This window comes from Erwinia sp. (assembly GCF_031978025.1).
Taxonomy (GTDB): domain Bacteria; phylum Pseudomonadota; class Gammaproteobacteria; order Enterobacterales; family Enterobacteriaceae; genus Erwinia.
This window is the reverse complement of the sequence record NZ_DALZCD010000028.1, coordinates 1-12,947: the sequence shown is the minus strand read 5'-3', so window position 1 is coordinate 12,947 and position 12,947 is coordinate 1. Positions and strand designations below refer to the sequence as shown.

The following is a 12,947-nucleotide window of genomic DNA, read 5'->3' as shown; positions in this document are numbered from 1 at the left end:
GGTACCCCCCGCTTTAACCAGCCCGCCGTTAACGAAGGTGGGATCCAGGCCGCCTTCTGCATAAATGCTGGAAACCATAGCCGTGGTCGTGGTTTTCCCGTGCGTTCCGGCAACGGCAATGCCGTGACGGAAGCGCATCAGCTCGGCCAGCATTTCCGCACGACGGATCACTGGAATGCGGGCTTCACGCGCCGCGATGATTTCCGGGTTGTCCTGCGAAACCGCTGTCGATACCACCACCACGCTGGCGTCGCTGACGTTTTCCGGGCGATGGTTAAAATAGATAGTCGCGCCAAGCGCGCTCAGATGCTGCGTGACGGCATTCGGTGCCAGATCGGAACCGCTGATTTCATAGCCTTCGTTGGCCAACACTTCGGCAATACCGCCCATGCCGGCACCGCCGATGCCAACAAAGTGAATGTGCCGGACGCGACGCATCTCGGGCACGATAGAACGCAGTTTCGCCAGTTGTTGTGTATTCATCTCTTTCTGCCTGTCGGTGCCTGTTAGCACCCTGTTCCGGGACAAGTTCTGCCCTGTGCTTAGCGCGCCGCTTTGCTGACTTCAGCTGCAACACGCTCGGTCGCATCCGGGATCGCTACGGCACGGGCCTTCGCCGCCATCGCCATTAGCGTAGGGCGATCCCATGCGGCGAGCGTCTGCGCCACAGTGTCAGCCGTAAACTGCGGCTGCTCGTAAATTTTTGCCGCGCCCGCTTTTTCCAGCGGTAGCGCGTTCCAGTACTGCTGGCGATCTTTATGCTGAAACGGCACGAAGATCGCCGGTAAGCCTGCGGCAGCAACTTCACTGACCGTCAGCGCGCCGGAGCGGCAAACAATGACGTCCGCCCAGGCGTAGGCCGCCGCCATATCATCAATAAATTCGGTCACTTTGTGCTGCGTCTGGCCGACCTCGCGGTAGGCGTCGTTAACTTCAGCCAGGGCGCCTTTCCCTGTCTGGTGCCACAACGTGATGCTGTCGCCCAACTTCGCCGCCACCTGCGGCAGCGTTTGATTCAGGACGCGTGCGCCCTGGCTGCCGCCAATGACCAGTACCCGAACCGGCCCGCTGCGATTGGCCATGCGTTCAGCAGGCAACGGCAGGGCAAGCACGTCCGTCCGCACCGGGTTGCCCACCACATCCGCATCGGGAAACGCGCCGGGAAATGCCTGCATCACTTTTTTGGCGATTTTTGCCAGCCACTTGTTGGTCAGGCCAGCGATGCCGTTTTGTTCATGCAGCACCACCGGAATACCGCAGCTCCACGCCGCCAGTCCGCCAGGCCCGGAAACATAACCGCCCATGCCCAATACTACATCCGGCCGGTAAGCCTTCATGATCGCACGGGCCTGGCGTACGGCGTTGAAAATGCGCAGCGGCGCGGCCAGCTGTGCCTTCAGACCTTTGCCGCGCAGGCCGCTGATGCGAATAAAATCGATGTCGATACCGTGTTTTGGCACCAGATCGGCTTCCATACGGTCAGCCGTGCCGAGCCAGCGCACCTGCCAGCCCTGCGCCATCAGATGGTGCGCGACCGCCAGGCCCGGGAAAACGTGTCCTCCGGTGCCGCCAGCCATAACCATCAGTCGCTTCCCTTTCATCGACTACCTCGCGTAAACGCCTGGGCTTTTGCCAGACGCGTTTCATAATCTATGCGTAACAAAAATACGATGGCGGTGGACATAATTATCAGGCTGGAGCCGCCATAACTGATCAACGGCAGCGTCAGGCCTTTGGTCGGCAGCATCCCCGCTGCCGCGCCCACATTCACCAATGCCTGGAAGCTGAACCAGACGCCGATAGAGCAGCCCAGAAAACCGGCGAAGCGCTGGTCAAGTTCCAGCGCGCGGCGTCCAATAGACATCGCGCGAAAAGCGACGAAGAATACCATTAACAGCGCTAAAACCACACCGATATAACCCAGCTCTTCACCGATAATCGAGAAGATAAAGTCGGTATGCGCTTCCGGTAAATATTCCAGCTTTTGCACCGAGTTGCCCAATCCCTGCCCCCAGAATTCGCCGCGGCCAAACGCCATCAGCGACTGGGTCAGCTGGTAGCCGCTGCCGAAAGGATCTTCCCACGGATTCCAGAAAGAGGTAACGCGTCGCATACGGTAAGGTTCGGCAACAATCAGCAGGCAAACGGCGAAAATACCGGAGCCGATAATGGCCAGAAATTGCCATAATTTTGCGCCTGCCAGGAACAACATCGCCAGCGTGGTCACAAACAGCACTACCACGGTGCCCAAATCGGGCTGTGCCAGCAGCAGAACCGCCAGCACTACCATCACGCCCATCGGCTTACAGAAGCCCCAAAAGTTGTTGCGCACTTCCTCTACCTTGCGCACCAGATAGCTGGCGAGGTAGCAAAAAAGTGAAAGCTTGGAGAGTTCTGCAGGCTGGATACGCAGCGGGCCCAGCGCGATCCAGCGCGAGGCACCGTTTACCGAGCTGCCCACCACCAGTACGATCAGCAGCATCACCACCGTGACCAGTAGCATGATGTTGCTGTAGCGCTGCCAGAAAGCCATCGGTACGCGTAGCGTAACCAGCCCGATGCCGAATGCCAGCACGATGTAAAACGCGTCGCGCTTGGCGAAGTAAAAAGGATCGTCCGACAGACGCTGGCCTACCGGCATCGAGGCCGACGTCACCATCACGAAGCCAATAATCGCCAGGCCTATGGTCAGCCACAGCAGCGTACGATCGTAAAGCACCATGCTGCTGGCATCGCTCTCGCGCGGCCCCATCACCCACTCTTTCAGGCGTTCTGACAGCCAGCTGGCAACGCTTAAACCCGGAACACGCATCAGCCCAGCTCCTTTGCCAGTCGAGTAAACACGTCGCCGCGCTGCTCAAAGTTTTTAAATTGATCCAGGCTCGCACAGGCTGGCGACAGCAGCACCATATCACCCGGCTTCGCTTGAGCCGCGATCTGCTGCATAGCTTCCTGCAGGGTTTTAGTCTGCTCTGCTTTTTCCGGGCGCAGTGTCGCCAGCGCGGCCGCATCCCGCCCAAAGCAGTACATTCTGATGTTATCGCCCTGTAAATAGCGCGCCAGCGGGCTGAAGTCGGCGGATTTGCCGTCGCCCCCCAGCAGTAGCCAGAGCGTGCCCTGCACGTCAAGGCCGTTCAACGCCGCTTCGGTGCTGCCCACGTTGGTCGCTTTGGAATCGTTGATCCAGCGGATGCCGTTACGCTCGTGCGCCAGCTGGAAACGGTGCGCCAGCCCGGTAAAAGTCGTCAGCGCTTTCAGGCTGGAGGCGCGGGGCAACCCGACCGCGTCAGCCAGCGCGAGCGCGGCCAGGGCATTGGTGAAGTTATGCTGCCCGACCAGCGTCATCTCGCCGGTATTTAATACTTTCTCGCCTTTCACCCGCAGCCAGGTACTGCCCTGTTGGCGCGTCAGATGATAGTCGCCGACGTCTACCCCAAAACTAATACAGCGTTTATCAACGCCGCGTACTGGCATGGTCATGGCGTCGTCCGCGTTCACAATGCAGACGCCAGCCTGCTCATAAACGCGCAGCTTGGCCGCACGATACTGCTGCATTCCGAACGGATAGCGATCCATATGGTCTTCCGTCACGTTCAGAATGGTCGCCGCGGCCGCTTTCAGGCTGTGGGTCGTTTCCAGCTGGAAACTGGAAAGTTCCAGCACGTAGAGTTGTACAGGCTTATCCAGCAGCATCAGGGCGGGAAGACCGATATTGCCCCCCACGCCGACCTGCCAGCCTGCCGCTTTAGCCATCTCGCCCACCAGCGTGGTCACGGTACTTTTACCGTTCGAGCCGGTAATCGCCACGATCGGTGCCTGCGCCTCGCGGCAAAACAGTTCGATGTCGCCTACGATCTCTACGCCTGCTTTCGCCGCCGCCGTCAGTGAAGGATGCGACAGCGCGAGGCCGGGGCTGGCAACAATCAGATCGGCGCTCTGTAGCCAGTCGTCATTCAGCGACCCGAGCCAGCGTTCAACGCCCGCCGGCAGCTTTTCCAGGCCCGGCGGCACAAGGCGGGTATCCATGACGCGCGGCGTGACGCCGCGTGCTAAAAAGAAGTCAACGCATGACTGTCCGGTCAGCCCCAGACCGATGATGACAACTTTTTTACCCAGGTAATCAGCCATTATTACCGCACCTTCAGCGTCGCCAGGCCAATCAGCACCAGCATCAGTGAAATGATCCAGAAACGAACAATAACGCGCGGTTCCGGCCAGCCTTTGAGTTCGTAATGGTGATGAATCGGCGCCATGCGGAAAATCCGCTGGCCGCGCAGCTTGAATGACCCCACCTGGAGGATCACCGACAGGGTTTCCACGACGAACACGCCGCCCATGATGACCAGCAGAAACTCCTGGCGCAGCAGCACGGCGATGGTGCCCAGCGCGCCGCCCAGCGCCAGCGATCCGACGTCACCCATAAAGACCTGCGCCGGATAGGTGTTAAACCATAAGAAGCCCAGACCAGCCCCGACGATGGCCGTACAGACAATCACCAGCTCGCCAGCATGGCGCAAATAGGGAATATGCAGATAGTTAGCGAAGTTCATGTTACCGGTGGCCCAGGCAACCAGCGCGAAGCCGGCGGCGACAAAAACGGTAGGCATAATCGCCAGGCCATCCAGCCCGTCGGTCAGGTTTACCGCATTGCCGGTGCCGACGATCACGAAGTAGGCCAGCACCACGTAAAACAGGCCCAGCTGCGGCATGATGTCCTTGAAGAACGGCACCACCAGCTGCGTCGCTGGCGTGCCCTTCCCGGTGGCATAGAGCGTAAAAGCGACGCCCAACGAAATCACCGACATCCAGAAATATTTCCAGCGAGCGATCAGCCCTTTGGTATCTTTACGCACCACTTTGCGGTAGCCATCCACAAAACCAATAATGCCAAAGCCCACCAGCACGACCAGCACGCACCAGACGTAAGGGTTGGATGGATAGGCCCACATCAGCACCGACACGGTAATGGAGAACAAAATCATGATGCCGCCCATCGTCGGCGTGCCGCGCTTGCTGAAGTGTGATTCCGGGCCGTCGTTGCGAACAACCTGACCAAAGGACATCTCCTGCAGGCGGGCGATCATACGCGGCCCCATCCACAGAGAGATAAACAGAGCGGTCAGCAGGCTGACGATGGCGCGAAACGTCAGATAAGAAAAGACGTTAAAGCCTGAATAAAAAGCGACCAGATGTTCGGCCAGCCAGACTAGCATGTTCCTTTCTCCTGTAAGCTCTGTACTACCTGCTCCATGGCGGCACTACGTGAACCTTTGACTAAAATGGTGATCGTTGGCTGTTCCGCCAGCAGTATTTGCAGACGCGCCGTGACGGCAGCCTTATCGGTAAAATGTTCGCCCACGCCGCTGGCTTCGCTGATAAAGCGGCTTAAGCCGCCTACGCTAAGCACTTTGTCCACGCCAGCGCGGCGCGCCGCCTCGCCGACTTCGCGATGGCACGCTTCGGCTTCTTCGCCTAACTCCGCCATATCGCCAGTCACCATGACGCGGTAGCCTGGCATGTCCGCCAGCACCTGGGCCGCAGCGGTCATTGAGCCAACATTGGCGTTGTAGCTGTCGTCCAGCAGCAGCTGATTTTCTCCCAGCAGGATTGGGAAAAGGCGGCCCGGCACGGCTTCAAGTTTGCTCAGCCCCAGCTGGATCGCCTCAAGTGAAGCGCCTACAGAGAGGGCCAGAGCGGCGGCGGCCAGCGCATTAGCGATATTGTGGCGTCCCGGCAACGGCAGCTGAACAGCTACGCGACCCGCGGGCGTCTGCATCATAAAATGCGTTCCCGCGCTGGTAATCTGAATGTCGCTGGCAGAAAAATCGCTTTCTGCCTGTGGCTGAGCGGAGAAGCGCCACACCGTTTTGCCCTCCAGCATCGGCTGCCAGTTAGTCAGGTCATTGCTGTCGACGTTCAAAATGGCGGTACCGTTATCCGGCAGCCCCTGAAAAATTTCACCCTTGGCTTTAGCCACGCCCGCCAGCGAGCCGAATCCTTCCAGGTGGGCGGCCGCCAGATTGTTGACCAGCGCCGTTTCCGGTTGGACCAGGCTGGTGGTCCAGGCGATTTCGCCCTGATGGTTGGCCCCCAGTTCAATCACCGCAAACTGGTGCTTCGCGGTCAGACGCAGCAGCGTCAGTGGGACGCCGATATCATTATTAAGATTGCCGGCGGTATAAAGCGTTTCGCCGCACTGGCGCAGAATGGCAGCGGTCATCTCTTTTACCGACGTTTTGCCGGAAGAGCCGGTCAGCGCCACCACGCGCGCCGTGGATTGCTGGCGAACCCAGCCAGCCAGCTGGCCCAGCGCCACGCGCGTATCGGCCACGATCACCTGCGGCACGGCAACAGGTAAGTGCTTACTGACTAACAGAGCCGACGAACCGGCGGCTATTGCCTCACCGACCAGCTCGTGCGCGTCAAAGCGCTCGCCCTTCAGCGCGATAAACAGGCAGCCAGCACTGACCTTACGCGTATCGGTAGTCACCTCACTAAAGGTAAGGTCACTGCCCACTACTTCGCCATCGGTAATGTCCGCCAGCTTCTGCAAAGAGAGTGCGATCATGCCATCACCCCCAACAGACGCGCCACGGTTTCACGGTCGGAATAGTCCAGCCGACGATTGCCAACAATTTGATAATCTTCATGGCCTTTACCGGCAATCAGCACGATATCCTCTTCTTTAGCCTGCATGATGGCGTTAGTGACCGCTTGCGCTCGCCCGGCTACCACGCGGGCGCGGCCCGGATCGAGCAGGCCGGTCAGGATGTCGGCCACGATAGCGGCAGGATCTTCACTGCGCGGGTTATCGTCGGTTACCACCACCACATCGGAAAACTGTTCGGCAATGGCGCCCATGAGCGGACGCTTACCTTTGTCGCGATCGCCGCCGCAGCCGAAGACGCACCACAGCTTGCCCTTACAGTGCAGGCGAGCGGCTTCCAACGCTTTTTCCAGCGCGTCGGGCGTATGGGCATAATCAACGACAACCGTTGGCTTCGCAGTGGCGCTAAAGACTTCCATGCGGCCGGTAACCGGCTGCAGACGATTGCCCGTTGCCACCAGTTCGCTGAGCGGATAGCCCAGCGCCAGCAGCGTGGCCAGCGCGACCAGCAGGTTGCTGACGTTAAACGCGCCCATCAGACGGCTCTCCAGCTCGCCGCCGCCCCAACTAGAGTCGAAGCGGATAACCGCGCCGTTATCGTGATAACGCACGTCCGTCGCTTTCAGCCAGCGGCCATGGCAGCCCGGCGCCAGATTGTTTTCCAGCGTCACCGCGACCGCATCCGGCAGCCTTGCCAGCCAGCGGCGTCCCGTCTCGTCGTCGGCATTGATAATGGCCTGACCGACCAGGTGTTCGGAAAAAAGCAGCCACTTGGCGGACTCATAGCGCGCCATATCGCCATGGTAATCCAGATGATCGCGGCTGAGATTGGTAAAGGCAGCGGCGGCAAAAGGCAATGCCGCCACACGATGCTGTACCAGACCGTGCGAGGAAACCTCCATCGCGGCCACCGTAGCGCCCTGCTCCACCAGTGAAGCCAGCGTCTGCTGTACTTCTACTGCCGAGCCGGTAGTGTTTTCAACCGGCGCCAGGTGACCGTAAAGGCCATTGCCAACGGTCCCCATTACCGCGCCGGTTTCGCCCAGCAGCTGCGCCCATTGCGCCAGCAGCTGGGTCGTGGTGGTTTTGCCGTTGGTGCCGGTCACGCCAATCAGACGCAGCTTCTCGCCCGGCTGCTGATAAAAGCGACCGGCGAGCGCCGAAAGGCGCTGGCTCAACTGTGCCAGATAAATCACCGGTACGCCGTGTACGGTAGTGACGTCGCCATCTTCCGCTTCGCCTTCCGCTTCGGCGATAATCGCCGCCACGCCCTGGGCAATGGCCTGCGGAATAAAACGGCGGCCGTCTGCCGCATGGCCTTTTACGGCGACAAAAAGGTCGCCAGACGCCGCAAGGCGGCTGTCCAGAATCATTTCACGCAGCGGCAGCGCAGGTGCGCCAGGCACCCACGGCGCCAGTAAGTCGTGCAGATTACGATCTGTCACTTGATCCCTCACTTATTGTCTACCAGTTCGTTTTTCTCAACGACCGGTAGCGCATCAGGTTCAATATTCATGGTGCGCAACACACCGCCCATAATGGCGCCAAACACCGGAGCCGAAACCGCACCACCGTAATATTTACCGGCCTGGGGATCGTTGATCACCACAACCAGGGCAAAACGGGGACGGCTCGCCGGCGCCACGCCGGCGGTGTAAGCGATATATTTGTTGACGTAGCGTCCGTCCGGCCCGACTTTTTTCGCCGTACCGGTTTTAATGGCGATGCGGTAACCTTTGATGGCCGCTTTCACGCCACCGCCACCGGGCAGCGCCACGCTCTCCATCATATGCATGACGGTGCGAACCACTTCTTCAGAGAAAACGCGCTGTCCGCCCACCGGCGGATCGACTTTGGTAATCGACAGCGGGCGATACAGGCCGTAGCTGCCAATCGTGGCGTAGACTCGCGCTAACTGTAACGGTGTTACCATCAGCCCGTAGCCAAATGAGAAGGTGGCCCTCTCTATGTCAGACCACCGTTGTTTTTGGGGATATAAGCCACTACTTTCTCCGACCAGTCCCAGATTGGTCGCTTTACCCAGTCCAAAGTGCGAGTAGGTTTCTACCAGCGCCGAGGACGGCATCGCTAACGCCAGCCTGGAAACGCCGACGTTACTCGATTTTTGCAAAACGCCGGTCAGCGTCAGCTCGTTATAGCGGGCCACATCTTTGATTTCATGGCCATTAATACGGTAAGGCACCGTATTCAGTACGCTGTTTTCCCGCACCACGCCGCGCTGTAATGCGGTCATGACCACCATCGGCTTGACGGTGGAACCCGGCTCGAAAATATCGGTAATGGCGCGGTTTCGCATCACGTCTTTGGTCACGCCGGACAGGTTGTTCGGGTTATAAGCCGGGCTATTAGCCATAGCCAGCACTTCACCCGTGTTGACATCCACCAGCACGGCGGTGCCTGATTCCGCTTTATTAAAGGCGACGGCATTATTCAACTCGCGATAGACCAGCGCCTGCAGGCGTTCATCAATACTCAGCGCCAGATTATGCGCTGCCCGGCTGTCTACAGAAGAGATGTCCTCAATCACGCGACCATGGCGGTCTTTGCGCACCGTTCGTTCGCCCGGCTCGCCCGTCAGCCATTTATCAAAACTCTTTTCGACGCCTTCAATCCCCTGTCCATCAATATTGGTAAAGCCGATCAGATGTGATGTGACCTGCCCTGCCGGATAATAGCGACGCGACTCCTCCCGTAAAAAAACACCGGGAAGCTTGAGCTTTTTGATGTAGTCGCCGATGGCCGGATTGACCTGACGCGCCAGATAGACAAAGCGCCCTTTGGGATTGACGTTAACGCGAGCCGCCAGCTGATCCAGCGGAATGGAAAGCGCATCAGAAAGCGCCTGCCAGCGGCTATCCAATGTGATGCCGCCTTTGGCATGCAGCTCTTTAGGATCGACCCAGATAGCATTGACCGGCACGCTGACGGCCAATGGACGGCCGGCACGATCGGTAATCATGCCGCGAGAGGTCGGGACGGCCTGAACGCGCAGCGAGCGCATATCGCCTTCCCGCACCAGCTTATCCGGATTGATTACCTGCAGATAAGCCATCCGCGCCAGCAGTCCGCCCAGCGCGAGTAAAATACAGCCGCACAACAACGCAAAACGCCAGCTGACAAAGCTGGCCTGATCTTCCTGACGTTTTGTCTTAAGCGTCTTAACTGCGGCTTTCATTTATGCCCTTATGGCTGTACCACAATATTTTCCTGCGAAGGATCAACATGCTGCATCTGCAGTTTTTCCATCGCCGTCCTTTCAACACGACTGTGATCGCCCAGCGCATTTTCTTCCAGAATGAGATTGCGCCATTCGATATCCAGCGCGTCGCGTTCCAGCACCAGCTGCTCGCGCTGCGCGGTGAGCAGGCGGGTTTTATGCGCCGTGGTCACCACCAGCACGGCAGAAACCAGCACGGCGACAGCCAGAATCAGCGGAATTTTGCCATGGCGTAAAAGATCGCCTGCAATCACGCCGGGTAAACTGTGTCGCTCGTTGCCAATCATGCGTCTGTTCTCTCAGCAATACGTAATACGGAGCTGCGCGCACGCGGGTTTTCCGCCACTTCCGCTTCACCCGGCATCATTTTGCCCAGCGCTTTTAGCTGACGACCGCCGAGTTTATTCAGCTGCTCTTCCGTCATCGGAATACCAGCCGGCACCTGGGGGCCGCGGCTCTGCTCGCGCATAAAGCGTTTGACGATGCGATCTTCCAACGAGTGGAAACTGATTACCGACAGGCGACCTTGCGGGGCCAGAGCGGAAAGTGCGCCTTTCAGCGCTTTTTCAATCTCTTCCAGCTCGCTGTTCACCCAGATGCGAATAGCCTGGAAGCTGCGCGTGGCCGGATGCTTGAACTTATCTTTTACCGGCGTAGCGGCATAAATAACGTCCGCCAGCTCTTTGGTGCGGGTCATGGGCTGCTCGCGGTTACGCTCCACGATGGCGCGCGCGATACGCTTTGCGAAGCGCTCTTCACCAAACGTTTTCAGCACGAAGACGATATCGCTCTCTTCTGCCTGAAGCAGCCATTGCGCAGCGGACAACCCTTTGGTCGGATCCATGCGCATATCCAGCGGGCCGTCACGCATAAACGAAAAGCCACGTTCGGCATCATCCAGCTGTGGCGAAGAGACGCCCAGATCCAGCAGGATCCCGTCGATGCGGCCCGTCAGTTCACGCGCGTCGACGTACTCCGCCAGCGCAGAGAAAGGCCCATGAATAATGGTAAAGCGCGGGTCGGTAATGGCGGCGGCGGCGGCAATAGCCTGCGGATCGCGGTCAATGGCGTAAAGACGCCCCTGTTCACCCAGCGCGGAGAGGATCAGCCGGGAATGCCCGCCTCGTCCAAAAGTGCCATCAATGTAAATGCCGTCTGGCTTGATATTGAGGCCGTTAACCGCCTCGTCCAGCAGCACCGTGGTGTGTTTAAAATTTTCCTGCATAGCTATAATGACAAGTCCTGCAAGCGCTCAGATAGTGGTTCCTGAGACGACTGCTCCGCGTCAATATCCTCCCTGACTTGTTGATACCAGGTCTGTTCATCCCACAGCTCAAACTTGTTAAACTGTCCAACCAGCATCACTTCTTTGGTCAGATTCGCATGCTGACGGAGCGTGCCCGCAATCAGCAAACGGCCTGCATTATCCATCTGGCATTCGCTGGCATGGCCAAGCAACAGACGCTGAATACGGCGCTCTACCGGGTTCATGCTCGATAAGCGAGCCAGCTTACGTTCAATAATTTCCCATTCAGGCAGGGTGTAAAGCAGCAGGCAGGGCTGGTGGAGGTCAATAGTACACACCATTTGCCCCTGAGATTCCCCGATCAGCGTTTCACGGTAACGCGTGGGCATAGCCAGGCGCCCTTTGCCGTCGAGATTGACTAACGTTGCTCCACGGAACATGCCAGTCTTCTCCTTTAGTTGCCCTTAAGCCCCACTTTACACCACAAATTCCCACCCGGAGGAGTGTACGGAGCGGAGGAAATCATTGTCAAGCGACAGCGCGGGCCGTGAGGAATTATTTCCTTTCCGGAAAAAACAGCAAAGAGTTAAAAAAGAAGCGCCTTTAGCGAGATATCGAAAATTAAACTAATGAATAGTGACGGGAAATTGATGAGAAAACCTGAGTTGTTCAAAAATATACCAGCAGTGACCTGCAAAATTCCTGTTACTGGTTTTGCTCATTGAGCGGCATTTTAAGGAATTTCCTAAGAAACCTCGCCGATTGTCCCGTTCTGCCTGCTACCACGGAGGACGCTCAGGGATAATGTTTTAATAACCAGACATTTTCGGAAAGTGAGAATTTCTTGAAACTTTATCTTTACTTTTATTTACGCTATCGGCAAACGAAACGTTTCCCGATCTTATTTAGCTGTCCGACAGCGCGCAAAAAGTAGCATGGCCGAAAAAAGAAAAGGTGCCAATAAAAGACACCCTTTTTGTCATTGATTAACTTCCTTTACGACTCAGTCGCCCGCGCCGGTAAAGATTACGGCGTATACGCGTCAGGCCTGCTTTTGGTTTACGTGGCTCGTCCAGGCTGGCCAGGACCAGCTCCAGAACCCGCTCGGCCACGTCGCGATGACGCTGACCTACTGCCAGTACGGGACAATCGAGGAAATCCAGCAGTTCATGATCGCCAAAAGTCGCTATCGACAAATTGGTTGGCATCCGGCCTTCCCGCTTAAGCGCCACGTCCATCACGCCCTGCAGCAGCCCAAAAGAAGTGGTGAACAGCGCGTCAGGCATCGGATGCGTTTCGAGCCAGGTTTCAAACAGGGCTGCCGCCGTAGTGCGCTCAAAGCTGTCGGCATAGATATAGTCAATATGTCGCTCATCACCCTGCCACGCCTGGCGAAAGCCCATTTCACGCAGGAAGCTAACGGAAAGCTCCGGCAGTGCCCCCAGGTAGAGAATGGATTCAGCAGGCTGCTTGCGCAGTTCGGCTGCCAGCATCTCTGCATCATCCTGATCGGCACCAACCACGCTGGTAAAATGTTCACGGTCCAGTGCGCGGTCCAACGCAATGATCGGCAAGGGATCGTTAATCCATCGCTGGTAAAAAGGATGTTCAGGCGGCAGAGAGGTCGAGACGATAATAGCGTCCACCTTGCGCTGTAACAGGTGCTCCACACAGCGCATTTCGTTATCGGGCTGATCTTCAGAGCAGGCGATCAGCAACTGGTAGCCGCGCTGACGAGCCTGCCGCTCCAGATAATTCGCGATGCGCGTGTAGCTGGTATTCTCCAGATCGGGGATAACAAGACCTATTGAGCGGGTGCGGCCCGCCCGGAGTCCTGCGGCCACCGCATTAGGGTG

General features: G+C 57.9%; 11 protein-coding genes and 1 pseudogene. All 12 read right to left on the bottom strand.

All coding sequences use genetic code 11. From position 1 onward, the window contains the following. Positions 1–483 (bottom strand): Mur ligase domain-containing protein (locus RTK32_RS03835; RefSeq protein WP_312042183.1); only part of this gene is annotated, 483 nt, incomplete at its 3' end. Between the two features lie 59 nt (positions 484–542). Further along, on the bottom strand, positions 543–1,601 hold the full coding sequence (murG, locus tag RTK32_RS03830) for an undecaprenyldiphospho-muramoylpentapeptide beta-N-acetylglucosaminyltransferase (protein ID WP_312042182.1): 1,059 nt from the start codon (positions 1,599–1,601) through the stop codon (positions 543–545). After that, a complete protein-coding gene (gene ftsW, locus RTK32_RS03825) occupies positions 1,598–2,812 on the bottom strand; it encodes a cell division protein FtsW (RefSeq protein WP_312042181.1) in 1,215 nt (404 codons plus the stop codon). Before ftsW ends, murG begins: the two co-directional genes overlap by 4 nt. Further along, complete coding sequence (gene murD / locus RTK32_RS03820) at positions 2,812–4,128, bottom strand: UDP-N-acetylmuramoyl-L-alanine--D-glutamate ligase (protein ID WP_312042180.1); 1,317 nt, start codon at positions 4,126–4,128, stop codon at positions 2,812–2,814. Before murD ends, ftsW begins: the two co-directional genes overlap by 1 nt. 2 nt (positions 4,129–4,130) lie before the next feature. Further along, complete coding sequence (gene mraY, locus RTK32_RS03815) at positions 4,131–5,213, bottom strand: phospho-N-acetylmuramoyl-pentapeptide-transferase (RefSeq protein WP_312042179.1); 1,083 nt, start codon at positions 5,211–5,213, stop codon at positions 4,131–4,133. Continuing rightward, positions 5,207–6,568 carry a UDP-N-acetylmuramoyl-tripeptide--D-alanyl-D-alanine ligase gene (murF, locus tag RTK32_RS03810; RefSeq protein ID WP_312042178.1) on the bottom strand — a complete coding sequence of 454 codons (1,362 nt, stop codon included), beginning with the start codon at positions 6,566–6,568 and terminating at the stop codon, positions 5,207–5,209. Before murF ends, mraY begins: the two co-directional genes overlap by 7 nt. Beyond that, positions 6,565–8,052: a UDP-N-acetylmuramoyl-L-alanyl-D-glutamate--2,6-diaminopimelate ligase gene (gene murE / locus RTK32_RS03805; RefSeq protein ID WP_312042177.1), complete on the bottom strand. Its 1,488-nt coding sequence runs from the start codon at positions 8,050–8,052 to the stop codon at positions 6,565–6,567. Before murE ends, murF begins: the two co-directional genes overlap by 4 nt. Continuing rightward, positions 8,039–9,803 (bottom strand): annotated as a pseudogene (locus RTK32_RS03800) (peptidoglycan glycosyltransferase FtsI). Before RTK32_RS03800 ends, murE begins: the two are co-directional and overlap by 14 nt. A gap of 8 nt (positions 9,804–9,811) precedes the next feature. After that, positions 9,812–10,132: a cell division protein FtsL gene (gene ftsL / locus RTK32_RS03795; RefSeq protein WP_253455285.1), complete on the bottom strand. Its 321-nt coding sequence runs from the start codon at positions 10,130–10,132 to the stop codon at positions 9,812–9,814. Then, positions 10,129–11,070: a 16S rRNA (cytosine(1402)-N(4))-methyltransferase RsmH gene (gene rsmH / locus RTK32_RS03790; protein ID WP_312042176.1), complete on the bottom strand. Its 942-nt coding sequence runs from the start codon at positions 11,068–11,070 to the stop codon at positions 10,129–10,131. The genes ftsL and rsmH overlap by 4 nt, the downstream gene beginning before the upstream one ends. A 2-nt stretch (positions 11,071–11,072) precedes the next feature. Beyond that, the gene (gene mraZ / locus RTK32_RS03785; RefSeq protein ID WP_312042175.1) at positions 11,073–11,531 is read right to left on the bottom strand and encodes a division/cell wall cluster transcriptional repressor MraZ; all 459 of its coding nucleotides are present in this window, start codon (positions 11,529–11,531) and stop codon (positions 11,073–11,075) included. Positions 11,532–12,077: 546 nt separating this feature from the next. Beyond that, a partial coding sequence (gene cra / locus RTK32_RS03780) for a catabolite repressor/activator (protein ID WP_312042174.1) occupies positions 12,078–12,947 on the bottom strand: 870 nt, incomplete at its 5' end.